23 protein-coding genes and 1 other RNA gene are annotated in these 25663 nt (G+C 54.2%); 15 read left to right on the top strand and 9 right to left on the bottom strand.

The window, feature by feature from the left end; genetic code table 11:
- Nucleotides 1-307: 307 nt before the first annotated feature.
- From dps to ybiO, 6 genes are all read left to right on the top strand, one after another.
- A complete protein-coding gene (gene dps / locus V2154_RS06030) occupies nt 308-811 on the top strand; it encodes a DNA starvation/stationary phase protection protein Dps (protein ID WP_034788867.1) in 504 nt (167 codons plus the stop codon).
- 102 nt (nt 812-913) lie between these two features.
- A complete protein-coding gene (locus V2154_RS06025; RefSeq protein ID WP_353501465.1) occupies nt 914-1180 on the top strand; it encodes a DksA/TraR family C4-type zinc finger protein in 267 nt (88 codons plus the stop codon).
- A gap of 409 nt (nt 1181-1589) precedes the next feature.
- The gene (glnH, locus tag V2154_RS06020) at nt 1590-2333 is read left to right on the top strand and encodes a glutamine ABC transporter substrate-binding protein GlnH (RefSeq protein ID WP_034788847.1); all 744 of its coding nucleotides are present in this window, start codon (nt 1590-1592) and stop codon (nt 2331-2333) included.
- 104 nt (nt 2334-2437) lie between these two features.
- A complete protein-coding gene (gene glnP, locus V2154_RS06015; protein WP_353501464.1) occupies nt 2438-3097 on the top strand; it encodes a glutamine ABC transporter permease GlnP in 660 nt (219 codons plus the stop codon).
- Entirely contained in the window at nt 3094-3816 is a 723-nt protein-coding gene (gene glnQ / locus V2154_RS06010) for a glutamine ABC transporter ATP-binding protein GlnQ (protein ID WP_353501463.1), read from the top strand. Before glnP ends, glnQ begins: the two co-directional genes overlap by 4 nt.
- 245 nt (nt 3817-4061) lie before the next feature.
- Nucleotides 4062-6221 (top strand): mechanosensitive channel protein, encoded by a 2160-nt coding sequence (ybiO, locus tag V2154_RS06005; RefSeq protein ID WP_353501462.1) that lies wholly within the window; start codon nt 4062-4064, stop codon nt 6219-6221.
- A gap of 744 nt (nt 6222-6965) precedes the next feature.
- Here the strand turns inward: ybiO and V2154_RS06000 are convergent.
- The 7 genes from V2154_RS06000 to dinG all read right to left on the bottom strand — a co-directional run bounded on the left by V2154_RS06000 (nt 6966) and on the right by dinG (nt 16158).
- Nucleotides 6966-8261: a methyl-accepting chemotaxis protein gene (locus V2154_RS06000; RefSeq protein ID WP_353501461.1), complete on the bottom strand. Its 1296-nt coding sequence runs from the start codon at nt 8259-8261 to the stop codon at nt 6966-6968.
- A gap of 313 nt (nt 8262-8574) precedes the next feature.
- On the bottom strand, nt 8575-9543 hold the full coding sequence (rlmF, locus tag V2154_RS05995) for a 23S rRNA (adenine(1618)-N(6))-methyltransferase RlmF (RefSeq protein ID WP_353501460.1): 969 nt from the start codon (nt 9541-9543) through the stop codon (nt 8575-8577).
- Between the two features lie 172 nt (nt 9544-9715).
- A complete protein-coding gene (locus V2154_RS05990) occupies nt 9716-11578 on the bottom strand; it encodes a M3 family metallopeptidase (RefSeq protein WP_353501459.1) in 1863 nt (620 codons plus the stop codon).
- Between the two features lie 112 nt (nt 11579-11690).
- Nucleotides 11691-12032, bottom strand: a complete 342-nt coding sequence (locus V2154_RS05985; protein ID WP_353501458.1) for a zinc ribbon domain-containing protein YjdM — start codon at nt 12030-12032, stop codon at nt 11691-11693.
- A 174-nt stretch (nt 12033-12206) separates the two neighbouring features.
- Complete coding sequence (ybiB, locus tag V2154_RS05980; protein ID WP_353501457.1) at nt 12207-13169, bottom strand: DNA-binding protein YbiB; 963 nt, start codon at nt 13167-13169, stop codon at nt 12207-12209.
- Nucleotides 13170-13245: 76 nt separating this feature from the next.
- The gene (locus V2154_RS05975) at nt 13246-13887 is read right to left on the bottom strand and encodes an FMN-binding negative transcriptional regulator (protein ID WP_353501456.1); all 642 of its coding nucleotides are present in this window, start codon (nt 13885-13887) and stop codon (nt 13246-13248) included.
- Between the two features lie 99 nt (nt 13888-13986).
- The gene (gene dinG, locus V2154_RS05970) at nt 13987-16158 is read right to left on the bottom strand and encodes an ATP-dependent DNA helicase DinG (protein WP_353501455.1); all 2172 of its coding nucleotides are present in this window, start codon (nt 16156-16158) and stop codon (nt 13987-13989) included.
- A gap of 303 nt (nt 16159-16461) precedes the next feature.
- On the opposite strand from dinG, the gene ompC reads away from it, so the two are divergent.
- On the top strand, nt 16462-17562 hold the full coding sequence (ompC, locus tag V2154_RS05965) for a porin OmpC (RefSeq protein WP_353501454.1): 1101 nt from the start codon (nt 16462-16464) through the stop codon (nt 17560-17562).
- A gap of 196 nt (nt 17563-17758) precedes the next feature.
- Nucleotides 17759-18565, top strand: coding sequence for a 5'-nucleotidase, lipoprotein e(P4) family (locus V2154_RS05960; protein WP_353501453.1), 807 nt, complete (start codon nt 17759-17761; stop codon nt 18563-18565).
- Between the two features lie 223 nt (nt 18566-18788).
- On the opposite strand, the gene V2154_RS05955 is transcribed toward V2154_RS05960, so the two are convergent.
- On the bottom strand, nt 18789-19325 hold the full coding sequence (locus V2154_RS05955; protein ID WP_353501452.1) for a GNAT family N-acetyltransferase: 537 nt from the start codon (nt 19323-19325) through the stop codon (nt 18789-18791).
- 31 nt (nt 19326-19356) lie between these two features.
- The gene (locus V2154_RS05950; protein ID WP_353501451.1) at nt 19357-19926 is read right to left on the bottom strand and encodes a helix-turn-helix domain-containing protein; all 570 of its coding nucleotides are present in this window, start codon (nt 19924-19926) and stop codon (nt 19357-19359) included.
- A 143-nt stretch (nt 19927-20069) separates the two neighbouring features.
- Here V2154_RS05950 and V2154_RS05945 point away from each other — a divergent pair.
- From V2154_RS05945 to V2154_RS05915, 7 genes are all read left to right on the top strand, one after another.
- Nucleotides 20070-20151, top strand: a non-coding RNA gene (locus V2154_RS05945) — RtT sRNA.
- Between the two features lie 282 nt (nt 20152-20433).
- The gene (locus V2154_RS05940) at nt 20434-21213 is read left to right on the top strand and encodes a MerR family transcriptional regulator (RefSeq protein WP_353501450.1); all 780 of its coding nucleotides are present in this window, start codon (nt 20434-20436) and stop codon (nt 21211-21213) included.
- On the top strand, nt 21194-21649 hold the full coding sequence (locus V2154_RS05935; RefSeq protein WP_353501449.1) for a nuclear transport factor 2 family protein: 456 nt from the start codon (nt 21194-21196) through the stop codon (nt 21647-21649). The genes V2154_RS05940 and V2154_RS05935 overlap by 20 nt, the downstream gene beginning before the upstream one ends.
- A complete protein-coding gene (locus tag V2154_RS05930; RefSeq protein WP_353501448.1) occupies nt 21646-22362 on the top strand; it encodes an SDR family NAD(P)-dependent oxidoreductase in 717 nt (238 codons plus the stop codon). The genes V2154_RS05935 and V2154_RS05930 overlap by 4 nt, the downstream gene beginning before the upstream one ends.
- 7 nt (nt 22363-22369) lie before the next feature.
- The gene (locus V2154_RS05925) at nt 22370-23683 is read left to right on the top strand and encodes an NAD(P)/FAD-dependent oxidoreductase (RefSeq protein ID WP_353501447.1); all 1314 of its coding nucleotides are present in this window, start codon (nt 22370-22372) and stop codon (nt 23681-23683) included.
- Nucleotides 23680-24396, top strand: coding sequence for a DUF1365 domain-containing protein (locus V2154_RS05920; protein ID WP_353501446.1), 717 nt, complete (start codon nt 23680-23682; stop codon nt 24394-24396). The genes V2154_RS05925 and V2154_RS05920 overlap by 4 nt, the downstream gene beginning before the upstream one ends.
- A gap of 3 nt (nt 24397-24399) precedes the next feature.
- Nucleotides 24400-25629: a class I SAM-dependent methyltransferase gene (locus V2154_RS05915; protein WP_353501445.1), complete on the top strand. Its 1230-nt coding sequence runs from the start codon at nt 24400-24402 to the stop codon at nt 25627-25629.
- The last annotated feature ends 34 nt before the right edge of the window (nt 25630-25663 follow it).

Below are 25663 nucleotides of genomic sequence, written 5' to 3'. Positions count from 1 at the left end.
CCATTTAAAACAATAAGTTGTGATTTAAATAAAATTTTAGGGTTGAAATCACCCCTGCTCGCCCCTAGTGTATTTAACAGCAACGAGACAATGCGACGTTAATTATCTTTGTGTATATCTGGTCATGTAAAAAGCATGAGGCACACACAGAGAAAAAAATATTAAAACGCTGGCTATCACCATTAGATTTTAACGATTTCATTGATAGCTGATGATTTAAGGCAGAATGTAAAAAGGTTGCTATACTTATTCCCATACCGAATTCGTATAACGCTTAAACTAAAGATAACTAAAGAGGATATCTATTATGAGTACCGCTAAATTGGTAAAAACGAAATCTTCTGAGCTTCTCTACACACGTAATGATGTTGAAGAAGGCGTGAAGCTGGACACCATCAAAGTGCTGAACCCTTTGGTAGCTGAATACATCGACCTGTCGCTGATCACTAAGCAAGCTCACTGGAACATGCGCGGCGCGAACTTTATCGCAGTTCACGAAATGTTGGACGGTTTCCGCACTGCCATCACTGAGCATCAAGACAACATCGCAGAACGCGTGGTGCAATTAGGTGGTGTAGCACTGGGTACAGTGCAAGTGGTTAATGACAAAACTCCGCTGAAAAGCTACCCAACTAACATTCACACCGTTCAAGAGCATCTTAAAGCCTTGGCCGATCGTTATGGGCAAGTTGCCAACGACACACGCAAAGCGGCAACCAAAGTAGAAGATGAAGATACTGCAGATATTCTGACTGCGGCATCACGAGATCTGGATAAGTTCCTGTGGTTCATTGAATCCAATATTGAATAACGCCAGGGTCCAGCTTTCGACTTAATCAACTTCTAGCCTTTAAGAACGTAACGGGCCAATGGTGAAAATCATTGGCCCGTTTTCTATTGATTTGGAGGATTTATGGCAAGTGGATGGGCACAAGACGGCGCCGTTCAAGATCAAATTGACTCAACCGTCGAAGACGCTGTAAACCGCGCGCGTCAGGCACTGGGCCACGGCGAAAGTGCAGAATTCTGTCACGAATGTGGCGAACCTATTCCCGAGGCGCGTCGCAAAGCCCTGCCTGGAGTGCAATATTGCATTGCCTGCCAGACAGCGCTCGACAAAAAACATCAGGCCAGTGCGGGTTATAACCGTCGCGGGAGTAAAGATAGCCAGCTGCGGTAATATCTTATATATCGCCTCACAATTGCATTGCACCAAATTGGCACACCCCGCCCCTTTTCTCCGCCATATTTACCCCCCAGCAAGCAACCGATTGCTTCATTATTAGGCAACTGTTTCAGAACTTAGTTGTAAAAGTTAGAGTTTGATAGCAATAACGCAGCGTAACTGTTAATTAGCGATTGTTTAACAGCCGCCAATTGGTTAATGATGAACCGTTGCACCATAACGATCCATGTCAATTTGTAACGACGCACCAAAAAAGTGCGATCTGAGTTATTAAGCAAGCCTTAACGGTTCAGCAAGATATTAACCCACTGAATTCTATACGACTTGCTCTGTGGCACGCTAATTGCATTAAAATCGACGCAACAAATGCCGTTCCCATAATACGTATAAAGGAAATTAACTGATGAAGTCACTGTTGAAAGTTTCCCTGGCCGCGATGACGCTGGCCTTTGCCGTTAGCTCCCACGCTGCAGACAAAAAATTAATCGTTGCTACTGACACCGCATTCGTTCCTTTTGAATTCAAACAAGGCGATAAATATGTCGGTTTCGATATTGACCTGTGGGACGCCGTCGCCAAAGAGATGAAAGTCTCCTACGAACTGAAACCAATGGACTTTGGCGGTATCATTCCTGCTCTGCAAACTCACAACATCGATCTGGCGCTGGCGGGTATCACCATCACCCCTGAGCGTAAGAAAGCGATCGACTTCTCTGACGGCTACTACAACAGCGGCCTGATGGTAATGGTTAAGAAAGACAACGACAGCATCAAAAGCGTCGCTGACCTGAAAGGGAAAACTGTGGCAGTGAAGAGCGGCACCAGCTCCGTTGACTACATGAAAGCCAACGTACAGACCAAAGATCTGCGCCAGTTCCCGAACATCGACAGCGCCTACATGGAGCTGGGCACTGGCCGCGCTGACGCGGTCATGCACGACACGCCAAACATCCTGTACTTCATCAAAACTGCCGGTAACGGCCAGTTCAAAGCCGTGGGTGACTCGCTGGCTGGCCAGCAATACGGTATCGCTTTCCCACAGGGCAGCGACCTGCGTGAAAAAGCCAACGCCGCTCTGAAAACCATTAAAGAGAACGGCACCTACGCGAAAATCTACAAAAAATGGTTTGATACCGAGCCAAAATAATATCTGTTGCGCGCAACAGACGTTAAGTGATTGAGAAGTTAACGCCTGCCAGCACAACAGGCTGAGCAGGCGTTAAAAGTAATAGATTTATCTGGAGAGATTACATGCAGTTTGATTGGAGCGTTATTTGGCCCGCTCTGCCAATCCTGCTCGAAGGCGCCAAGATGACCCTGTGGATCTCGGTCCTCGGTCTGGTTGGCGGTCTGATTATCGGTGTGATTGCGGGCTTTGCTCGCGCGTTTGGCGGCTGGTTCAGCAGCCACATTGCACTGGTATTTATTGAGCTTATTCGCGGTACCCCGATTGTCGTGCAGGTAATGTTTATTTACTTCGCCCTGCCAATGATGGTTCCTGATTTACGTATCGATCCTTTTACCGCCGCGGTGGTGACTATCATCATCAACTCCGGTGCGTACATCGCTGAAATTACTCGTGGCGCCGTGTTGTCGATTCACAACGGCTTTCGCGAAGCAGGTCTGGCGCTGGGTCTTTCGCGTCGTGACACGCTGCGTTACATCATCATGCCTCTGGCACTGCGTCGCATGCTGCCACCGCTGGGCAACCAGTGGATCGTCAGCATCAAGGACACCTCACTGTTCATCGTTATCGGCGTGGCCGAGCTGACCCGTCAGGGCCAGGAGATCATTGCCGGTAACTTCCGCGCGATGGAAATCTGGAGTGCGGTTGCCATTATTTATCTGATTATCACGCTGGCTCTGAGCTTTGTTCTGCGCCGCCTCGAACGCAAACTGAAAATTATATGATTGAATTTAAGAACGTCTCAAAACACTTTGGTAAAACCCAAGTGCTCCACGACATCGATCTGCAGATTTCTCAGGGTGAAGTGGTCGTGATCATCGGGCCGTCAGGCTCCGGTAAATCTACCCTGCTGCGCTGCATCAATAAGCTTGAAGAGATCACCTCCGGCGACCTGATTGTCGACGGCCTGAAGGTCAATGATCCGAAAGTCGACGAGCGCCTGATCCGCCAAGAAGCGGGCATGGTGTTCCAACAGTTCTACCTGTTCCCGCACATGACCGCGCTGGAAAACGTGGCCTTTGGCCCGATCCGCGTGCGTGGTGCGAAGAAGGAAGAAGCTAACAAGTTGGCAAAAGAGCTGCTGGCGAAGGTCGGCCTGTCCGAGCGCGCCCATCACTACCCTTCCGAGCTTTCCGGTGGTCAGCAACAGCGCGTGGCTATCGCCCGTGCGCTGGCGGTCAAACCTAAGCTGATGCTGTTTGATGAACCAACCTCGGCGCTGGACCCAGAGCTGCGTCATGAAGTTCTGACCGTCATGAAGCAGCTTGCGGACGAAGGCATGACCATGGTTATCGTGACCCACGAAGTTGGGTTTGCCGAGAAAGTGGCATCACGCCTGATCTTCATCGACAAAGGGCGCATTGCTGAAGATGGCAAACCTGCTGACTTGGTGAACAATCCGCCAAGCGAACGTCTGCGCGAGTTCCTGCAGCACGTTTCCTGATTCAACCAAAGCTCAATGAATAAACGGATATCCTCGGATATCCGTTTTTTTTACCCCCTTTCTCCCCCTCTGCGACATAAATTCCCTACACTGTTGTAACACCAACGGCTCCTTGTATGAGATCCATCGATAAACCGCAGCTTTAAAAGTGAGGAACAATGCCGAATAACGACTGGAACGCGTTATCGCAACGACCATTATCCAAGAGACATAAAAACCCTTTATTGCTTGTCTTGCCCTTCTTAATGCTGATGTTGACGCTGTTCAGCAGCGCCACACAAGCCGCCGCCCCGCAGCCTGCTGCCAACAGCGATGCTGATAAACAGAAAGCCTCCTATGCTGCGCTGGCGGATATTTTGCAAGATGATAAATCTCGCGCCGAGCTGATTGCTCACCTGCGCGACGCCGCCAAGCCTCAGTCTGGCGAGCAGCAACAGCCCGCCGCCGAGCCAAAATCCGAGCAAGTGTCGCTGGTTGATGGTCTGGTGGACACCAGCCAGCGCTATGCCTCACAGGTGATGCAGCGCGTGGAGCAGCTCAAAGAAACCATCGATTCCGGGCCAAAGCGCACCTTCAACGCCGAACGTTTTATTCACGCGCTCTCCTATTTCCTGATGACCGTGGTGGTGACCTTCGCCCTGTTCCACTTAATCCGTTTTCTGGTTAGCCCGCTGTATAAAAGGCTGGGGCGATGGGGGCACCACGCTCGTCTGAAAGAGGCGCACTGGTATCAACTGCCTGCCAGTATTCTGAGTGCCTTTGCGATAGATATTGCCATTTTGCTGCTCACCGTGGCCGCCGGAAACCTGTTCACTCAATATGTGAATGGCGGCAGCGCGCTGATTGCTCGCCAGCAGGCGCTGTTCCTCAGCGCCTTCGCGGTAATTGAATTCTTCAAGGCGGTACTGCGTTTACTCTTCGCGCCCAACTTCGACTATCTGCGCCCCTTCCCGCTGCGCGACAAGACTGCCAGCTATTGGAACACCCGCCTGGCGTGGGTCAGCGGCCTGATTGGTTACGCTCTGATGGTGGCCGTGCCGATTGTTGCCACGCAGATTAACTACCCGGCCGCCGCCGTGGTGAACTTTGTCGTGATGCTGGCTCTAACTCTCTACGCCAGCTGGCTGATTCTGCACAATCGCAAAAATATTCATCAGGAATTCAACCTGCTGGCCGAACGCTCGATGGCCTTTTTCAGCGTGATCTTGAGAACGCTGGGCCATATTTGGCATATTTTGGCCGTCAGCTACTTTTTGGTGCTGTTCTTCCTGTCGCAGTTCGACTTCGCTGGCAGCCTGACCTTTATGATGGCCGCCACGGTGAAGAGCCTGATTATCATCGCGCTGGGTGCCTTAATCTCCGGCCTGCTGTCGCGCTGGATTTTAAAACGTATCACCCTGCCCGATGACATCAACCGCCGCTACCCGATGCTGCAAAAGCGCATCAACTCCTATATTCCCAGCGGGCTGAAAATCCTCCGCGTTCTGGTGGTACTGTCCGTCACCCTCTCCCTACTGGATGCGTGGCAGATATTCAATCTTCACCACTGGCTGGCCACCGAGGGCGGGCAACAAGTGGTGGGTGGCGTGACCCATATTCTGTTTATTCTGTTCTTCGCCATCGTGTCATGGACCCTGCTCGCCAGTATTATCGAGCACCGCCTGGCGCTGGAGCTGAGTAACGGCTCACGCCCAAGCGCCCGCGAACGCACCCTGCTGACGCTGTTCCGCAACGTGCTGGCCATCGTAATTTGCACCATCACCATTATGATCATGCTGTCGCAAATAGGGTTAAACATCGCGCCCCTGCTTGCCGGTGCTGGGGCACTCGGCTTAGCCATCAGCTTCGGTGCCCAGACATTGGTGAAAGACGTGATCACCGGCGTATTCATTCAGTTCGAGAATGGGATGAATACTGGGGAATACGTCACGGTAATGGGGATTAGCGGCACGGTGGAGCGCATGACCATTCGCTCCATCGGCCTGCGCGACATTTATGGCGTGTACCACATTGTCCCTTACTCTTCGATAACCACGCTGTCGAACTACGAGCGCGAGTTCGGCGTATACCGCGCCAGCTACCGCGTAGGCCGCGATGAAGATGTCGACCAGGTCAATGCCGTACTGGCCGAAGCCGTAGAAGCCTTGAAGCAGGATGAGAGTGTTAAAGGCTCCCTGCTCGGCGAGCCAATCTATCAGGGCGTAGTCGAGCTAGGCGACCAGTCCTTCAGCGTCCGCGTGCTGATCCGCACTAAAGCGCTGGAGCAGTGGAACGTGCAGTATGCGCTTGACCGGCTGGTGAAGATCCACTTCCAGAAGGCGGGGATTAGCATGCCGAAGCAAGCAATGAGGGTGTTTACGGAGGAGCCTCCTAAAGCTGTGGGGGATGGCTTTGAAAAGCCATAGAAACTTTTCCGTGCGCTGCCGCCACACCGCCAAAACCTTGCGTTGCCACGCAAACTGGCCCAAAGGGTTTTAAACGAAACCCTTTGGAATCCTGCGTTTTTTTGTTGCTGGTAGATCGAGGCTTCGCAGGGTTGGGATGGACGTGTTTCAGCTACCTCAGTGATCGTCGCGAAGTGCCGCCGCTTAGGCGGTTCCCGAATTTCAGGCTTCGAGCCTTGGGTCTCGAACCATTCATTCGGCGTCACTTCTGAACGCGACCTGCTGGCATTTCGACCGTACCATTTCAGTTATTTTGCCTTGCTCCCTCCCCTATTTAGGGGATGGTTGGGGTGGGGCATTTCTCACATAAACCACTGATTTTTTCGGCAATACCCCCTCCCTGCCTCCCCCTTGCCAGGGGGAGGAGCAGAACAGCACTCCACTGAAACGGTACGGTTGAGATTTCTCAAAACCGCAGTCAAAAATGGCGCTGAGCGAACGGTTCGAGACCCAAGGCTCGAAGCCTGAAGCGAAGGCACCGCCTAAGCGGCGACATTTTGCGGTGGATAACAGAAATCCCTGAAACACGTCCGCCCAGCGAGCGGAGCGCGCAGTTGAAAAGCCCGGGGGTCAAGGGGGCGGCGGCGACTGGCCGCCCCCTTGCCGGTGTGGGCCGGTGCCCACGGTTTTGAATTTGAATTTAAGAAGCAGGTGTTGGCCGACGCCCACGGTTTTGACCTTGAGATCGTGTGGCAACACGAGGTATTAGTGGGCTTTGGGGCTTGCCCCCACTCCCGCCATCATCCTTACCAAATCCTGCATGCCGAGATTCACCTGATTGATGACCTCACCGGCGTTGCGGCTTAGCGTTACTCCGCCACCTGCGCGACTCACGCAGTTCCCCATGCCGTCGATGGCGGCCATCACGCCGTCGCGGATGCTTTGCGTGAGTTGATCAATTTCAACGGCGGCTTTGCGTGATTGGTCGGCAAGCGAACGGACTTCGCCTGCTACCACGGCGAATCCGCGGCCCTGTTCCCCGGCGTGGGCAGCTTCGATAGTGGCGTTAATCGCCAATAAATTGGTCTGTGAAGAGATTCGGCGTATGGTATCGACCATCTCACCAATGCGTTCAGAGGTTTGACCCAGCTGGCTGATAATGTCCGCCGTGCGCTTGGCAAGTGCTTCAACTTCCTGCATATCCTCTACCGCTTTTTGCACGATAGTCACGCCCTGCGCGGCCGTTTTATCGGTATTTAGCGACAACTCGTGGACGTGAGTCATCATATTTTCCTGCTGGCGCTGCTGGTTCATTTGCACCGTGATGTCTTGGGCGATTTTTACCACTTTCACCACTTTGCCTTCATCGTCCATCACCGGGTTGTAGCTGGCTTCCAGCCATACGCTCTGCCCACGGCTATTCACTCGCTCGAAACGGCCGAGGATAAACTCACCTTTTTTCAGGCGCTGCCAGTGTGAACGGTAATCGTTGGAGTCTCGCCAATCGGGCAGGCAAAACATCGCGTGGGATTTTCCCTGAATATGGTTCAGTGAATATCCCATGACTTTTATAAAGTTGGCATTGGCGGAAAGAATATTGCCTTCAGGGGTAAAGGTTATCAAAGCCATGGAGCGGTCGATTGCTTCTAATAAGCCATGATGATCGTGCGATTCGTTAATACGATCAGTCACATCACTGGCTATTTTAATTATCTCAACCACCTTCCCTTGTTTATTTAAAACGGGGACGTACGTCGCTTCTAACCAAATAAGAGAGCCGTTTTTATGCAGGCGTTTAATATTGCCGCTGACAGACTTGCCCTGCTGTAGCCCTTGCCAGTGCAGCCGATAAGCATCACTGGCAACGAACTCCGGGGTGCAGAATATCTTGTGGGGCTGCCCAACCACCTCATCACGGGTATAACCTATGGTGTTGAGAAATAGGCTATTTGCCTCGGTAACAATACCCTGCGGGGTGAAGACGATCATGGGAACGGCTTGCGAGAGTGCAGAGAATTTATCACGCCATGCCGTGCTGAATTGATGAGTGAAAAGTTGCATAGTGCAGAGACCCTGTGGCTGATTACGTGAATAAGGAAATAACACGTGCGCTGAACGTTAAAATCTACAAAGATTGTAAATTTACATTTAGCTTCGCCCTGGGTCGGTGTATTGGGAGGCTGCTAGAAAAAAAGATAAAAGTAAAAACCTAACGCGATGAATAATTTCACTGGTGACAAAGTGAACTGTTCTTATTATGAATTAATCATAATTTAAACTACTAAAAAAGGAAGGGGTCGCTAGGATTTTTTTTAGCCTGACACATTAATCCGTATCAGGCTAATTAAATGCGGGGAAGAAACAAGGCGTTAGATTAGCCCCAACGCTTTCCTGCCCAGCTTTTTTGCTGCCAAGGGGTGAGGAAAGTCCAGGCCACGAAGCGGCTGATTTTATTCCCCTGAGTCATTTCTATGGTGCGAACGTCCGTCGCTTCCAGCTCTTCCAAAGCTTCATACAGCAGTGGCAAGGTGGTTTTCTTCGACACTAAGACCGTGAACCACAGGCAGTTAGTGCGCTTCTCGGCGCTCTCTTCCGCCATGCGCACCACGAAAGCTTCTTCGCCCCCTTCGCACCACAGCTCGTTGTGCTGGCCGCCGAAGTTCAGTTCAGCTTTGTTTCCGGCGCGGCGATCGAGGCCAAGATTTTGGCGTTTACGCTGGCTGCTACCTGCGGCTTCCTCGGCAGAACCGTGGAATGGCGGATTGCACAGCACCGCGTCGTAGCGCTCGTCGTGACGAATAATGGTATCGAAAATGCGCTGCGGCTTAGACTGCAGGCGGAAACGCACCTGATTGGTCAGCTGCGGGTTGGTAGCAACAATCTTCTTGGCGGCGGCCATGGAAGTGGCGTCAATCTCACTGGCAGTAAAGCGCCATCCGTATTCGCGCAAACCAATGATTGGGTAGATGCAGTTGGCACCCACGCCGATATCCAAAATCGCCAGATCCTTGCCTTTCGGGATCTCGCCATTGTTGCTGCTTGCCAGCAAATCAGCCAAATGGTGAATGTAATCCGCGCGGCCTGGGATTGGCGGGCAGAGATAATCAGCAGGGATATCCCAGTTTTCAATCTGATAGAAGTGACGCAGCAGCGCGCGGTTGAGCGCTTTGACTGCCTGCGGATCGGCGAAGTCTACTGACAAATCGCCCCATTTGTTTTCAGAAACGAACGGGCCAAGCTCCGGGCTGCTGGCAATCAGGGCCGGGAAGTCATAGCGGCTACGGTGGCGGTTACGCGGGTGCAGGCCGCTTTTTTCCTGCGGGAAGATTTTCTTTTGTTCCACCTGAATGACTCTCCGGTATTGTTTGATAAACGAACTATTTCTGAAAACGAATGGCTTTCACAAAGGATTAAAAATTTCTGGCGCGTAAGATACCACAAACTGCCCCTCTCTGCCGGACGTAAAAAAACCGCCATCAGCCGAGCGACCGATAGCGGTTGTCTATCGCGAAGCCTTACTTATGAAAATAGGTCTGTTGCACGAAATCGGCAAAGTCCTGGCACATGGCTTCGTCGCCGTCGGCGCTGTCAGCTAACACGCGTTTGCCGTCCACTACGCGAATATGCGCATTCAGATCGAAATCCGCCGCCGGCTGTTCGCGCTGCGCCGCGGCTTTCATGGTCTGCTGCGCCTCTTCCCACGCCGCTGCCACGGTTTGGTTGCAAGCTTCCGCCAGATAATCAGGGTTGAAACCCTCGCCGGTGAGATTACGCAGGGTTTCGTCATGGCTAATGCTGTTGCCCGGCGTCCAGTAATGCTTGGCTAAATCCGGGCCGATGGCCGGATTATCCGTCAGATAGCCATCGCGTTTAAGGAAGAAGGCGCGGGTTTGCTCGACGGCCATCAGCGCCAACAGGTAGCCCTGATAGGAACAGGCAGATTCCATCGATAACAAGTGAGGAATAGCCATGGTAGGCCGCGGGCTGCCGGTGACACCCAAAATGTGAGTTTCGACATCGCGCGCCAGCGCCAGAATGGCTTCCGGCGTGCGCTTTTCGTCCGGCCACTGGTAGAGCTGCCATTCAAAATAGGGCACCAGCAGAATGTGACGCTCATTAAAGGCGCGCATTGGCTGGCGGGCCGCGATGCTGTCGTGGATGAGGGTATCCGGCACCGACTCGCCCTGAGCATTCTTCGCGTAACGCTTTAGCCAGTCGGCATCTTCCAGCAGGCTGTCGCAGAACATAGACTGGGTTTCGGCGTAGGCCATGGAGGTCGGCGGGAACTCCTGCGAGAAGCACGGCGCGTTCTGGCGAATATTAGCGAAATGCGCCGCGTGGCCGCCCTCGTGGAACAGCGTGTTCAGGCCGCTGCTGCCGCTTCCCACTTGGTCTGGCTTGGCGAGGCTGGTGAAGTTGATCACGCCAGAAACCCAGTCGCCGTTGTCATAGAAGGTTGGCACCGGGCTGTGCATAAAGCCATTTTCATACTTGCCTTCGCGCACCAGCAGGTCGAGCTGCATTTCGGCACCCTGGAAGTCGATATGCAGGCGTTTAAAGCTATCAATCCAGCGGCGCAGCGAGTCGGCAAACGGGAAATAAGGGTCAAGCTGGCGAGTGACGTCTCCGGCGCTGGCAAAACGAATGTTCCACGGCAGCAGGGCGCCATCGCCCTTACGCGCGACCAGCTCATTCAGGCTGCGCACGTTGCCTTCGCGGGTCTGCTCTTCGAAGCGATCCAGAATGGCGAACAGCTGTTCCGGCGTCATACGCTCGGTTTTGTTCACCTTATAATCGAAATAGTTGCGGTAGCCCAACTGGCGGGCAAAACGGTTACGCAGGCCAACCAGCTCTGGGAAGCCGTTGTGCAGCAGCCACTCTTCCAACTCGCGCAGCGCGGTCTGGGAACTGCGGCGGTAAGCCTCATTTTCGTTGTTAGCCTGATTGGTTAACAGCTCGCCGAGAGAAGCATTCACCCGCTCGCCTTTGGCATTGATATGGGTCAGGCGGTGCGCCTTGCGCTTGGCGAACAGCGCGGATTCGGCCTGAATGATTTCATCCAGCAGCGCCTGCGCCTGTGGGTCTTCAATAGTGTTGCAGTCAAAGAAGCGATACCAGCCCTGCAGGCCGTGCAGCAGCGCCTTGCCCTCTTCGTCGAGAGTCAGTTTTTCCAGCGAGGCAATATGCTCGCGCAATTCGCCCAACCGGCGGGATTCAGAGATAAAACGCTTGTGGGCAGTCTCTGCTGCCGCGAAGTCTGCCGACACGTTTTCATCGCCAGTTCCCATGTAGTTCTGCCAGAAAAGTTCTTCTTTGGCCTTGTGCACCTGCAGATAATCGTGATTTAGGGCATTAAAATAGTCTTGAGCCTTTTTCATGCAGTCTTCTCTATTGATAGGTAACGAGATTATGCATTGAGTGTATGTTTAGACGGCGGTTCTGTCGACATGAGAGAACCGCGGTTGTTACGAGGATGTGAGGCAGGAAAGCTTAGTTTTTCTTCACGAACTCAGATTTGAGTTTCATCTGACCAAATCCGTCAATTTTGCAGTCAATATTGTGGTCACCTTCGCACAAACGGATGCTTTTCACTTTGGTGCCAATCTTGAGCATCGACGAGCTGCCTTTTACTTTGAGATCTTTAATGACGGTCACCGAGTCGCCGTCCACCAGCGTGTTACCGTTGGCATCAACTACCACCAGCGCGTCGTCCTGAGCATCGGCATCCCCTTCCAAAGACCAAACATGTCCACATTCAGGGCAATTGAGCATCGCGCCGTCCTGCCATGTGAATTCAGAACTACAAGCCGGGCAATTGGGTAACTTTTCCATGTATTTATCTCGTTAAATTATTTTTAAAAAAATGAGTAAAATCATAAGGGAAATGATTAATAACGAGTATTTTACCTTTTCAGGATGGAGATGGGTAGATTTATGGGCAGAAACGCAAAATCTAAGTCGAAAGCTGTTCTGCTCCTCCCCTAATTAGGGGAGGAGAAAAGCCCCCTAAAACACCTGTTCAATAATCATCTTGGCCTCCGCCATATCTGCCGAGACCCCCGCCCCGACCAGACAACAGATAAGCTGATTGAGCAATGCCTGCGGGATAGCACGCTCCCCTCGCAAACACGCGTTAGTGAAGGCGACGGTGGTGGCGACGTCTTTACTGTCAGGCAGATCGACATCGGTGAACTCCTGCTTGTCGGCCAGCACCTGCTGCTCGCCGTTAGCGAGAAGATAGATGGCCGGACAGCGCTGCGGGTTGGCGTACACCTCGCCTTCGGTGCCTTGCGACAGCAGCGCGCGCCCTTCCACCTGGCGGAAAAACGATGAAACTTTCTGAATATATTCCGGGTGCGACACGCTCGACAGCCGCAGCACATCTTGCTTGCCGAAAGGCGTGATCAACTTGGCTAGGGTGTGAGCGCTGTTGCGAACGCCCATCTGCCAGCGCAGTGCCAGCTGCTTGTCCATTGGCGGGCAGAGCACGGAAACCGGCACGAAAACCGGCTGCTGGCCTGCATCCAACTGCTGCTGCGCCTGCTGCTGGTCCTGCGCGGGCTCGACACCGAGCTGGTGGAAAATCTCCGCGCTGGTGATGCGCGTCGGGTCTTCATCGACGCCGTGAACCAGCACCGGGAAGCCCAGCTTGCTTAGCAGCATCGCCAACAATGGCGTCAGGTTGGCCTGCTTGCGCGCACCGTTATAAGTGGGGATCACAATCGGCATCGGCCTGTCGGCAGGGGCTTGCAGCTGCATCACCTGCTCTTCCATCGCCTGATAGAAACCGAGCATCTCCTCTTCCGACTCGCCCTTGATGCGCAAAGCAATCAGCAGGCCGCCGAGCTGTAAATCAGGCACTTCGCCCGCCAGCATCTCGCGATACAGCGCCAGCGACTGCTCGCGGTCCAAGTCACGGGCGTGGTTCTTTCCACGGCCCACTTCTTTAATCAGTTTGGTGTAATCCATTGGTCTGCCATGTGATGAAAATCGAATAAGGCCAGCATAACTCAGCCAGCAATCAGGGAAAACGGCAACGCGCCGGTCATTTGTCGGATTTGGCGTTGACCATCGCCTGCGCCAGCGGGCTGGCGTCGCCTTGCAGCTCTTTCAGGCCATCGATTACGCCATTAACGTCTTCGGCGCTACGGTTCTGGCTCAGCTTCCATTTCCCCTCGACTTTGCGCGCCACCAGCTCAAAGCCCACGATGCCTTTCAACTGCGCGGCGATGAAGTTATCAGGGGCGTCACTCACCGCCCACGGCTCTCGCTGCCCCGCTTCATGCTGGGTGGTCAGTGCTTTGAGTAGGGTTAGCAACCAGCCGGGACTGTCGATAATCTTGGCTTCGCCGCTGACCTGCACCGTGGCGTAGTTCCAGGTGGGCACCGTTTTTCCGCCGTTTTGCTGCTTCGAAGGATACCAGGACGGCGAGACATAGCCCTCAACGCCCTGAAACACCACCATGCAATGTCCGTTTTCGGCCAGCGACTTCCACTGGGCATTGCCGCGCGAAAGGTGGGCGCGCAGCGTCAGCTGGCCGTCGGCGTCGACATCCACCAAAAAAGGGATCGGGTTGGCTTCAAAACCCTCAGGCCCGTTGGAAATCAACAGTCCCAGTGGATACTGGCGGATAAGCTCCGCCTGAGCCTGAACGTCTTGTTGTTTAAATGCAGCGGGTAAATACATTGATGAAGTCTCTTAACCGTCAGTTATGAATCTATTGATAACGACGATTAAGAGAACAGTAAAGACACAGTTTTGCGGAAAAGGCGTGGTACAGCTTGGTTAGCGCGCTTTGCGGCGGCGTTTGACCATTTTAGTGGTGCTTTTTAGTCGGTCCGGGCGTTTAACCGAGCCGGGCGCGGGCATTTCTCGCTGCTCGATAGGGAAAATCGGCAGCGCCGCCAGCAGCCTTGAGCCGTAGTTTTTACTGATCAGCCGACGGTCGTAAATCACGATTTCGCCGCGGCATTCGTGGCTGCGGATCAGACGCCCCACCTGCTGAATCAGGTTGAATGACGCGCTCGGCAGGCTCTGTACTTCAAACGGATAGCGTTTCAGGGTTTTCAGCCACTCGCCCTCGGTCAAAATCACCGGGCTGTCGATTGGCGGAAAGGCAATTTTATGGATGTGCACCTGAGTGAGCAGATCCCCTTTGAGATCCAAGCCTTCGGCAAAGGATTGCAGACCAATCAGCACGCTCGTGGTGCCCGCCTCGACCCGCCGACGGTGCTCTTCTACCAGGCGGTAGCGTGGCTGATCGCCCTGCACCAGCAGCATTAGTCTCAGGTCGGGCATCAGGCTGACAAACTGCTGCAACGCCCGATTGCTGGCAAACAGCACCAGTTGGCCTTTGTGTTCACCTTTGGCTAACTCGGCGCGGAAGAAGTCGGCCATCTCTTCCAAATGAGCCGCCTCATTGGCCATCATCGGCTCGTTTTTCATCTGCGGAATTACCAGCTTGCCCTGCTCAATATGGTTAAACGGCGAATCCAGACTGACGAAGCGATCGCCCGCCTTTTCATTCAAACCGGTCATCTCTTGCAGGCGGGAGAAGCTGTTCAGCGAGCGCAGCGTGGCGGAGGTGATCACCACGTGAGGCACCTTGCGCCAAAGCAGTTTTTCCAACTGTTCGCTGACGCGAATGCCCACGCAGTGCAGCATCAGATGGCTTTGATTGTCGAAAAACTCCCGCGTCACCCATTTGCTGATTGGCGCGTTGGAGGCTTTTTCCATCGCCGCCAGCCGCCAGAGCTTGCTCATGGTTTCGAGATAACCCAGCATGCGGCTCATGTGCAAAATCGCCCGATGCAGACGGCCAATGTCGTGTTTGCCAGTCTTTTCGCTGAGATCATTGAGCATGAACTCGGCCAAACCGCGCAGCGCGTCGGTCAGTTTAAACAGCCGCGCGCACTGCTCGGTCAGCTCAGGAGAGAGCGCGCCCATCTCGAAACGGTGCTCGGCCTCCGGCGCGTCGGGCGGCAGATATTGGCTAATCTGCTGCTCAATCGACAACAACAGCTCGCGCATCTCGGCGCAGTGGTTGTGCAGCCGCTCGGCGTTGGTCAGCGGCGGCGGGTTTTTCGGGGTGAATAACCCAAGGCACTGCTCAATCTGGCGAACAAAGTTATCGAGTTGCAGATGGTTCCACACCGCCGAGATATTGGCCTCGACCTCCAGGGCGTCGCGGGCGACGTCGGGCAGGTGGTGGCCTTCGTCGAGCACTAACAGCAGGTCTTTGGCCGGGGGCAGCACCATGTCTGACTCCAGCGCGGCCATCACCAACGCGTGGTTGGTCACCACCACGTCGGCGGTTTCAATCTCTTTTCGCGCCACAAAATAGGGGCACTCTTTATAGTAATGGCAGTTGCGGTTCAGGCAGTTAGCCTTGTCGGTACTGATTTTTTCCCACAAGGAGTCCTGAATCATCTGCTGATAGTGGTCGCGCAGGCCATCCCACTGGTAGCGCGCCAGCGCGGTTTCCAGCGTCTTGGAAAACTTCTGCTCTTCTGAGTTTGAAGGTGCCAGCTCGTCGCCGAGGAACAGCCCTAAATCGCCCTGCGCATTCTCGTTGCTCATCATCGACAGGTTGCGCGGGCAGACGTAACGTCGGCGGCCAAAGGCACCGGTGAACTTGAGGTCAGGAATAATCTTTTTCAGCAGCGGCAGGTCTTTGCTGTAGATCTGATCCTGCAACGCCACATTAGCGGTGCTGACGATTAACGGCTTCTCCTCCTCACGGCTTACAGCAATGCCGGGGATCAGATAGGACAGGGTTTTGCCCACGCCGGTGGGCGCTTCAATCGCCAAATGACGTGCAGCATCGCCAGAAAACGCCTTGGCAACCTCAGCGATCATCTGTCGCTGTGGCGCTCGGGAGATAAAATCCGGAATTTGTTGTTGCAGGGCTTTGTACCACTGGCTTATCTGATTTTTTACTGCGGGGGAAAGCGCCATTCATCCCTTATAAAATTGAGTTATCGAGAAATTCTGCTACCCATTGTCCCACAGACCGGCCTGCGGATCAGCCTGCAAATCCTGTTTCGGAAGATGTAAATCTAGGTGCATTTGTAAAACAAAAAGAAAGTTCATTTTTTTCTGTCATAAATCGATCACAAACATAAGGTAAAAAATCCTCGCTGTGAAAATTTCAGGCACACATTGAAAGCACAGTACATGAGATGACTCGCGTCCTTTAAATAAAACCCTTTTAGTCTCTTTTTATATCAATAGAGATAATGGGAAAGCAGGGTATATAAAATGAAACATAAGATTCTGGCATTATTAATTCCTGGTTTACTGATTGCATCCGGGGCACACGCAGCCGAAGTTTATAATAAAGACGGTAACAAACTGGACCTGTACGGAAAAGTTAAAGCCGAACATTATATTTCTGATAATGCCGGTGTTGATGGCGACCAGACTTATGTTCGTTTCGGCTTTAAAGGCCAGACACAAATTAACGATATTCTGACCGGTTATGGCCAGTGGGAATATCAAGTCGCTGCAAACCATTCAGAAGCTCAAGGCACCCAAGACACCAAAACGCGTCTGGGCTTTGCCGGTCTGAAATTCGCTCAATATGGCTCATTCGACTACGGCCGTAACTACGGCGCGCTGTACGATGTAGAAGCCTGGACCGATATGTTCCCAGAGTTCGGTGGCGACGGTTACACCAAGGCAGACCGCTTCCTGACAGGCCGTGCTAACGGCGTGGCAACCTACCGTAACCGCGGCTTCTTCGGCCTGGTTGATGGTCTGAACGTCGCCGTTCAGTACCAAGGTAAGAACGAAAACGACGGCCGTTCTCTGAACACGGCTAACGGCGACGGCTACGCGCTGTCTACCACTTACGCCTTCGGTGATTCAGGCGTGAGCGTCGGCGGTGCCTACTCTTCTTCTGACCGTACTTCAGCACAAAGTGCGGTTCGTTACGGTAAAGGCGATAAAGCTGACGCGTGGACTGGCGGTCTGAAATATGACAATAACAGCGTTTATTTAGCAGCTATTTATGCTGAAACTCGCAACCTGTACGCTATTTCCGTACCGGGCAGCCTGGCTGGTACTCCTGCATCAGTGAGCGGCTTCGCAAATAAAACTCAGACCTTCGAAACCGTTGCGCAATATCAATTCGACTGGGGTCTGCGTCCATCATTGGGTTATGTTCAGACCAAAGCTAAGGATATTGAAGGCATTGGCGATGCAGATTTGGCGAAATATATCGACGTAGCGACCTATTATTATTTCAACAAAAACATGTCAGCCTTTGTTGATTATAAAATCAACCAGCTGAACGATAATAATACACTGAAACTGAACAACGACGATGTTGTTGCGTTAGGCCTGGTTTACCAGTTCTAACTTGTAGTAAGAAGTAACCTTCATCAAATAAGACCTCATTGTCATAAATTCTCTGTGAACACTTCGCCGGGCTCATCCCCCGGCTTTTTTATTGCCTGTCTCCCGTAACTGACTTTTCACTCTTCCTTAATCCTATGAATCTGCTACAGTTTTGGAGGATTTTCTTACTAATACTAAAAATCAAAGGTGATAGTGAATGAAAAAGATGACGCTGTGCGCCACCGCTGCGCTGGTTATGCTGGCTCTGACGGGCTGTGCGCCAAAAGCTGCCCAAGACCAACAGAAGCTGAACGACCAATCGGTGATGGCCCTCAACTGGTTCCAACAGTCTGGTGAATATCAGGCGCTGACTTATCAGGCTTTCAACGCAGCAACCGTCGCCTTTGACAATGCTAAGCCTTTGGATGGCAAGCCTAAAGCCGTGGTAGTCGATCTCGACGAAACCATGATTGATAACAGCGCCTACAGCGCGTGGCAGGTTAAAGCCAACAAGCCATTCGACAGCAAAACCTGGTCTGAATGGACCGCCGCCAAGCAGGCAACCGCCGTGCCGGGCGCGGTGAATTTCGCCAACTATGTTAACTCCCACGGCGGCACCATGTTCTATGTGTCAAACCGTAAAACCAGCGAATACGCCGCCACGCTGGAAAAACTGAACCGTCTGGGCTTCACCGGCGTGAACGAGAAAACCCTGTTACTGAGCAGCGACACTTCGAACAAACAGGCGCGTTTCGACTCCATCAAAGCCGCGGGTTATAACATCGTGATTTACGCCGGTGACAACCTGAACGACTTCGGTGCCGCGACCTATCACAAAGACAACACCCAGCGTCGCGCCTTCGTAAACCAGAACTACAAGCAGTTCGGCACCCAGTTCATCGTGTTGCCAAACCCACTGTACGGCGACTGGGAAAGCGGCCTGGCTGCGGAATATAACAAGCTGACGCCAGAACAGAAGCTGAAAGTGCGTGATACAAACTTGAAGGTGTGGAACGGGAAATAACCTTTTAGGTTTACCTTAAGGTCAAGTTCAAGGTCGTGGGCGTCGGCCCACACCGACCAAGGGAGGCGTAAACGCGCCTCCCTTGGAACCCTGCGTTTTTTCTTGCTGGTAGATCGAGGCTGCGCAGGGTTGGGATGGACGTGTTTCAGGCACCCTTGTTACAGCCGTGCAGTTTCAGTGGGCTTTTGGATTTAGGCTTGTTCTCTACCATTCGTTAATTCTTTCACCCCAATACCTTAAACATCACCGTGGTCGGCTCAAGTTGTCCTTGCGTTGACATTGCATACTGTGGGATCTGCCCCGCCACCTCATACCCTAACGAGCGATAAAGCCCCTCGGCGGCTCCGTCGGTGATGGTATCCAGCACCAGCAGTTGCTTACCCGCGCTGCGTGCCACTTCTTCAATCGCCACCATCAGCGAACGCGCAATCCCCAAACGACGGGCTGCGGGATGCACCATCAGCTTATTGATCTCTGCCCGATGTGCGCCATTGGCGGGTTGGCTCACCGCCAGTTGTACCGTGCCGACAATCCTGCCGTTCAGCCGGGCCACCAGCAGCCGACGCTCGCCGGAGATGAATGCCGGAATGAGTTTGTGCCAAAACGCCACAGCCTGCGGATGTGCGAACGGCGGAACAAAACCAATGCTCGCCCCCTGCTCTACCGCCAAATTCAGGGTTTCCGCCAATTGGTCGAGGTCCGTTTCACTCAATGCGCCATCAAACACTTCCGTCACTGCCACTTGGTGAATTTTCGACATACAGAGCTTCCTCCTCAGGATGGTTTAAAGGTTAAGGCCGGGAAATAGCGATCAGGTAATGGGCGTCATCAGGGCCGGGCACGTGGAAAGCCGAGGTGCCGAACAGCAGGAATCGCATGCTATCCCCCTTCTCAAGCCTGAACTGGCGCTGGTCGAGCGTCAGTTCCAGCACGCCCTCCAGCACCCAAATATGTTGCTCAAGGCCCGCCACCGGTGGCGAGTCATAGGAGATAGTGGCGCCGGCCTGCAACTTGCCGGTCATCAGTTCAACACGATAGCCATGGGCCGGTGGCGACACCGAACGCCGCTCAAACCCGGTCGCCGTGTCGCGCCACACCGACTGCTGCCCGTGGCGAATCAGCTCCGGCGGGTTATCCTCCAACGCCATTAACAGCCGCGAAGTGGTCAAGCCATAAGCCGCGCTCAACTTACCCAACAGCGACGCCGTTGGGCTGGTCTCGCCCCGCTCGATGCGCGAGAGCGTCGCGCGGCTGATCCCCGTTTGCGCTGCCAGCACCTCCAGCGACCAGCCCTGATTCACCCTTAGCCAAGCCAATCGCTCCGCCAACCGCATATCATCATTTAGGTTTTCATCGTCCATCGCCACGCACCTTAAATTCTCAATATCGAGAACTTATTCCATATATGGGAGTTAAGCAATATGGATAAAGCAAAAATCCTCCCCTGAAACGGCACGGTTGAAAAGCCAGTAAGTCGCATTCAGAAGTGACGCCGAGGGAGTGGTTCGAGACCTGAGGCTCGAGCCGAGCGAAGCGAGACAGCGTTGCATAGCAACGACCCGAAGGGCGAGGCCAGAGGCCGAGTAAGCCCGAACTGAGGGAATCGCCTAAGCGACGGCACTTCGCGACGATCACTGGAGTTGCTGAAACATGTCCATTCCGACCCTGCGAAGCCTCGAACACGCAGCGATAAAAAGCGCGGGAGTCCAGAGGGCGCGCGCTTTCGCGCCTTCTGGGCCAGTTTGCGTGGCAACGCAAGGTTTTGTGTGGGCAGCCGCCCTCAACTTGTACAACAATAATAAACTTGTACAACTTTCCCCATAACGGCTAGAGTTAAGAGAAGAAGTACGAATATTCAGGAGGGATCTATGTCTCTGTACAGCATAGGGGAAGTGGCGCGTATCTGCGGTATCAACCCTGTCACGCTGCGGGCGTGGCAACGGCGCTACGGGCTGCTCAAGCCACAGCGCAGCGAAGGTGGTCATCGGTTGTTCGACGATAACGACATCGACACCATTCGCACCATTTTGTCTTGGATTAACCGCGGCGTGCCGGTCGGGCAAGTCAGAGCGCTGCTCGAAGGCACTGTCGCGCCGCTGCCGAGCGGCTGGGCTCAGTCGGAACAGCGCCTGCTCACCGCCCTGCAAGAGAGCAGCATGCATAAGGTGCGCCAACTGCTGGCCGAACTGGGCCGTGAATATCCGGCAATGGCGCTCATCAACAACGTCATTCGCCCATTGAGAAAACGCCTCGGCTCTGGCGGCCCTTCTCTGCACCTGCTGCGCCATTTGCTCGACGGCATGCTGATCGAGCACGCGGTAATGTGCCTCAACGCCGCGCGCAAAAAGCCCGGCGTGCGCGTAGTGCTGATGGGCTGGGGCGAGATGGACAGCACCGAACTGTGGCTCGAAGCCATTATTCGTAGCGAAGAAGGCGTGCAGATAGACCTGCTGCCGCAGCCGGTGGACGAGCCTTATCTGGAAAACCTGAACGTGCATCAGATTTTAATGTGGTCGGAAGGCCGCCTGACGCGCGTGCAGAAAAACAAGCTGGCCCAGTGGCATGCACAGGGGATCCCGGTGCAACTTCTCGGCAGCAGCGTGCTATTGAACGAGGCAGAAGAATCCCATGACACTGAAGGTCACTGAGTCTGAATCGGTACAGAAAACGCTAGCGCAGTTGGCGGAAGTTTATCGCCAGCTCGACCAAAGCTCGCTGCCCCAACTGGCGCAAATCTACCACCCGCAGGTGATATTTATTGACCCGGTGGGCCAGCACGACGGCATTGCCGCCCTCGAGGGCTACTTTCGCCAATTGCTAAAAAGCGTTAACGACTGCCGTTTCGATATTCAGCAAACCTTAGTGAGTGGCGATGAAGCCACGCTGGTGTGGTGTATGGCCTACTCTCATCCCTCGTTAAAAAAGGGTGAGACGCTCTATCTAGATGGCATTAGCCATTTAAAACTGGCTGAAGATCAGGTGATTTATCAGCGAGATTATTACGATTTGGGGGCCATGCTCTATGAGCACGTGCCACTTCTGGGGCGAGCCATTAAGGCGCTGAAGGCGAGGTTAAAAGCATGAATCATGTTCTGATAACCGGTGCCAGTTCAGGCATTGGCAAACAACTTGCGCTGGACTACGCCGCCGACGGCTGGAAAGTCACCGCCTGCGGGCGCGACCCGCAAAAGCTGGAAGCCCTGACGCGCTTGCACAGCAACATCGAAACCCTGAGCTTTGATATGACCGATCTGGCGCTCACCCGTCAGGCGATGGCATGGGTGCAGGCCGATTTAGTGATTCTGAATGCCGGGACCTGCGAATATCTTGATAACGGGGTGGTGGATGCCGAAAGCGTGACGCGGGTTATTAACACTAATCTTATCGGCCCGGTTAACTGCCTGGATGCGATTTTGCCAGGCATGGCAGCGGGCAGCCGCGTGGCGCTGGTCGGCTCAACCGCCTCGCTGGTGCCCTTGCCTCGCGCCGAAGCCTATGGCGCGTCGAAAGCCGCACTGGCCTACTTCTCCCGCTCGCTGGCTTTGGATTTAGGGCCGCGCAATATTCACGTTTCCACGATTTTGCCGGGCTTTGTGAAAACGCCGCTCACCGATCGCAATGATTTCCCAATGCCGATGATGATTACCGTTGAACAAGCTTCGGCCTATATCCGTAAAGGGCTGGCGAAAGGCGCGAGTGAAATCGCTTTTCCTCCCCGCCTGTCACTGCTGCTCAAAACTATCGCATTGCTGCCACTGGCGCTGCAAAAGCGCCTGACTCAACGACTGGTGAGGTAGAAAACCGATGAAAGTCGCCATTATCGGCAGCGGAATTTCCGGGCTTAGCTGCGCGTGGATGCTGTCCAAACAGTCCCAAAACTGTGATATCACCCTGTTTGAAGCCGCCGACACGCTGGGCGGGCACACCGCCACGGTGGACGTGTCTCTCGACGGGCGCGATTACGCCATTGATACCGGCTTTATCGTGTACAACACCCGCACCTATCCGAATTTCATCGCGCTGCTGCGCGAATTGGGCATTCAGGGCCAGCCAACTGAAATGAGCTTTTCGGTGCATAACCCGGCCAGCGGGCTGGAGTACAACGGCCACACTCTGAACACCCTGTTTGCCCAGCGGCGCAATCTGTTTAAGCCTAAGTTCTGGCGCTTCTTGCGGGAAATTCTGCGCTTCAACAAGCTGTGCAAAATGCGCCTGAATAACCCGGCCAATGATGAAGTGACACTCGGCGATTTGCTGGACCAAAACCAGTTTTCCGACTTTTTTGCCCTGCACTACATTCTGCCGATGGGCGCGGCGATCTGGTCATCGTCGCTGGACGACATGTCCAAATTCCCGCTGTCGCTGTTCTTGCGCTTCTTCGAGAATCACGGCCTGCTGGACGTCACCAACCGCCCGCAGTGGATGGTGGTGCCGGGCGGCTCGCGGGAATATATCCGCCGCATGCAGCAAAAGTTACCCGCCAGCGTCGAGCTACTGACCTCCACGCCGGTTCACAGCGTGGTGCGCCACGGGGCGGGCGTCACCCTGCAAACCTCGCGCGGGGCCGAGCATTTTGATCAGGTGATTTTCGCCTGTCACGCCGACCAAACCCTGAGACTGCTGGGGGAAAATGCCACCGAGGATGAAAAAGACATTCTGGGCGCGCTGCCTTATCAGTCAAATGAGGTGATTCTGCACACTGACCGCCGCCATCTGCCGAAACAGCAACGCGCCTGGGCCAGTTGGAATTATCAATTGCCAGTTGAATTCCCGGACGCTAACACCCGCCGCGCCAGCGTCACCTACAACATGAACATTCTGCAAGGGCTGGACGCGCCGCACACCTTCTGCGTGTCGCTCAACCCGACGACGCCAGTAGACGAAAGCAAAATCCTGTTCCGCGCCCACTATATGCACCCGGTGCTGAACCTCGCTAGCCACTGCGCCCAGCTGCAACGCGGCTGGATTAACGGCCACCATCGCAGCTGGTTCTGCGGCGCGTATTGGTACAACGGCTTCCATGAAGATGGGGTCAACAGCGCCAAAGACGTGGTGGAAGAGATGCTGAAAACCCATCCTGCGCTGCTGCAACCTCGCGCCGAGCGAGCCGCATCATGAACAGCACCCTGTATGTTGGCAATGTGCGTCATCGCCGGTTTACGCCGGTCGATCACGCATTCAACTATGGGATCTTTATGCCGCTTATCGATCTTGATGAGCTGGATGAGCTACACCAGGCAGGGATTCGGCTGGAGAAGTTCTCCTCCGCGACCTTTAAGCGCAGCGACTATCTGGGCGGCGGCGACATCAAAACCAAAGCGCAGGAACGCATTGCCGAACTGACCGGTGAACGCCTGACGGGCCGCGTGATGCTGCTCTGCCAGCTGCGCTACTTCGGCCTGTACTTTAATCCGGTCAACTTTTATTACCTGTATGACCATCTGGGTGAACTGCGCTGGATGCTGGCCGAAGTGCGCAACACGCCGTGGAACGAGCGCCATACCTACGCCGTGCTACCCGATGGCAGCCAGCCCGTGGCGAAAGCCTTTCACGTTTCGCCTTTCAACCCGATGGACATGGTGTACCACTGGCGGCTAACCCCGCCGGGCAAGCAGTTGTTGGTGCATATTGAGAACCATCGCAAAACCCGGGAATTCGACGCCACCCTGACTCTCAGGGCACAGCCGCTGACCCGACAAACTCTGCGTAAACAGCTATGGCAGTTACCGCTGATGACGATGAAAACCGCCGTCACCATTTACTGGCAGGCCCTGAAACTGTGGCTGAAACGCGCCCCTATTTACGCTCACCCTCCTGCTGATAAGGACTGACCCATGAGCCATCCAGATGTGCAGCTTGCCCGTGAGGGCGCAGACAGTCGTCGTAGTCGAGCGGCGCGGGGTTTGATCCTCAGCGTGCTGAAACAGCTACGCGGCGCGGGCCTGACTATTCAGGAGCCGGGCGGCCAGACGCTGTTCTTTGGCGAGGAGCACTCGCCGTTACAAGGGGTGATTGAAGTGCAACGGCTGCGCGCCTATCGCCGCGTTTTGCTCGGTGGCAGCATTGCGGCGGGTGAGAGCTTTATCGACGGCGACTGGACGACGCCCAACCTGACTGCCGTTTTGCAACTCTTGGCTGAGAACTTGGGTCTGGTGGATAAAATCGAAGCCCGCCTGAGTTGGTTAAGTACGCCGGTCAACGGCCTGATTCACCTGCTGCGCAGTAACAGCCGCAAGCAGGCGCGTAAGAACATTTCGGCCCATTACGACTTGGGGAATGAGTTCTACCAGGGCTTCCTTGATAGCCAAATGCTCTACTCGTCGGCGTGGTTTCAAGACCCGCAGATGACGCTGGAACAGGCGCAGCAGGCCAAAATGCGCCGCCTGTGTGAGCAATTACAGCTGCGTGCCGAAGACCATTTATTGGAGATCGGCACTGGCTGGGGGGCGATGGCCGAATTCGCCGCCCGCGAGTACGGCTGCCGGGTTACTACTACCACCATTTCCCGCGAGCAGTTCGATTTTGCGGTGAAACGCATTGAACAGGCCGGATTGAGCGACCGCGTCACCGTGCTGTTCGAGGACTATCGCGCCCTGCGCGGGCAGTACGACAAGCTGGTTTCCATCGAAATGATCGAGGCCGTTGGCAAACGCTACCTGCCAACCTTCTTCAAACGCTGTAACGAGCTGCTGAAACCTCAGGGTCGCATGGCCTTGCAGGCCATCACCATCGCCGACCAGCGCTACAAGTATTACAGCCGCAACGTCGATTTTATCCAGCGCTACGTTTTCCCCGGCGGCTTCCTGCCGTCGATCACCGCCATGAGCGAGGCCATGACGCGCCACACCGGCTTAGTGGTTCGCGATCTGTTCGATATTGGCTCCGACTACGCCCGCACCCTGCACGAATGGCGCGAGCGGGTGGTCAATTATTGGAATGGCCAAACCGTCCCCGACAGCGACGATCGCTTCCGCCGCCTGTGGCTGTTTTATCTCTGCTACTGCGAGGCGGGGTTCAGGGCGAGGACCATTAGCACGGTACAGATGACGGTTGAGAGGCGATAATTATCTTTTTCGCTCCTCCCCCTGAAAAGGGGGA

This window comes from Ewingella sp. CoE-038-23, assembly GCF_040419245.1.
GTDB lineage: Bacteria > Pseudomonadota > Gammaproteobacteria > Enterobacterales > Enterobacteriaceae > Ewingella > Ewingella allii.
This window is presented reverse-complemented; position numbering and strand designations above follow the sequence as displayed.

Bases quoted from the DNA above. Each gene is read 5' to 3' on its own strand.
- V2154_RS05920 (WP_353501446.1), top strand. From the start codon at position 23,680: ATGAACAGCACCCTGTATGTTGGCAATGTGCGTCATCGCCGGTTTACG.
- ompC (WP_353501454.1), top strand. From the start codon at position 16,462: ATGAAACATAAGATTCTGGCATTATTAATTCCTGGTTTACTGATTGCA.
- dps (WP_034788867.1), top strand. From the start codon at position 308: ATGAGTACCGCTAAATTGGTAAAAACGAAATCTTCTGAGCTTCTCTAC.
- V2154_RS05985 (WP_353501458.1), bottom strand. From the start codon at position 12,032: ATGGAAAAGTTACCCAATTGCCCGGCTTGTAGTTCTGAATTCACATGG.
- glnH (WP_034788847.1), top strand. From the start codon at position 1,590: ATGAAGTCACTGTTGAAAGTTTCCCTGGCCGCGATGACGCTGGCCTTT.
- glnP (WP_353501464.1), top strand. From the start codon at position 2,438: ATGCAGTTTGATTGGAGCGTTATTTGGCCCGCTCTGCCAATCCTGCTC.
- dinG (WP_353501455.1), bottom strand. From the start codon at position 16,158: ATGGCGCTTTCCCCCGCAGTAAAAAATCAGATAAGCCAGTGGTACAAA.
- V2154_RS05975 (WP_353501456.1), bottom strand. From the start codon at position 13,887: ATGTATTTACCCGCTGCATTTAAACAACAAGACGTTCAGGCTCAGGCG.
- V2154_RS06025 (WP_353501465.1), top strand. From the start codon at position 914: ATGGCAAGTGGATGGGCACAAGACGGCGCCGTTCAAGATCAAATTGAC.
- V2154_RS05990 (WP_353501459.1), bottom strand. From the start codon at position 11,578: ATGAAAAAGGCTCAAGACTATTTTAATGCCCTAAATCACGATTATCTG.
- V2154_RS05960 (WP_353501453.1), top strand. From the start codon at position 17,759: ATGAAAAAGATGACGCTGTGCGCCACCGCTGCGCTGGTTATGCTGGCT.
- glnQ (WP_353501463.1), top strand. From the start codon at position 3,094: ATGATTGAATTTAAGAACGTCTCAAAACACTTTGGTAAAACCCAAGTG.
- V2154_RS05955 (WP_353501452.1), bottom strand. From the start codon at position 19,325: ATGTCGAAAATTCACCAAGTGGCAGTGACGGAAGTGTTTGATGGCGCA.
- V2154_RS06000 (WP_353501461.1), bottom strand. From the start codon at position 8,261: ATGCAACTTTTCACTCATCAATTCAGCACGGCATGGCGTGATAAATTC.
- V2154_RS05925 (WP_353501447.1), top strand. From the start codon at position 22,370: ATGAAAGTCGCCATTATCGGCAGCGGAATTTCCGGGCTTAGCTGCGCG.
- ybiO (WP_353501462.1), top strand. From the start codon at position 4,062: ATGCTGATGTTGACGCTGTTCAGCAGCGCCACACAAGCCGCCGCCCCG.
- V2154_RS05935 (WP_353501449.1), top strand. From the start codon at position 21,194: ATGACACTGAAGGTCACTGAGTCTGAATCGGTACAGAAAACGCTAGCG.
- V2154_RS05930 (WP_353501448.1), top strand. From the start codon at position 21,646: ATGAATCATGTTCTGATAACCGGTGCCAGTTCAGGCATTGGCAAACAA.
- V2154_RS05940 (WP_353501450.1), top strand. From the start codon at position 20,434: ATGTCTCTGTACAGCATAGGGGAAGTGGCGCGTATCTGCGGTATCAAC.
- V2154_RS05950 (WP_353501451.1), bottom strand. From the start codon at position 19,926: ATGGACGATGAAAACCTAAATGATGATATGCGGTTGGCGGAGCGATTG.
- V2154_RS05915 (WP_353501445.1), top strand. From the start codon at position 24,400: ATGAGCCATCCAGATGTGCAGCTTGCCCGTGAGGGCGCAGACAGTCGT.
- ybiB (WP_353501457.1), bottom strand. From the start codon at position 13,169: ATGGATTACACCAAACTGATTAAAGAAGTGGGCCGTGGAAAGAACCAC.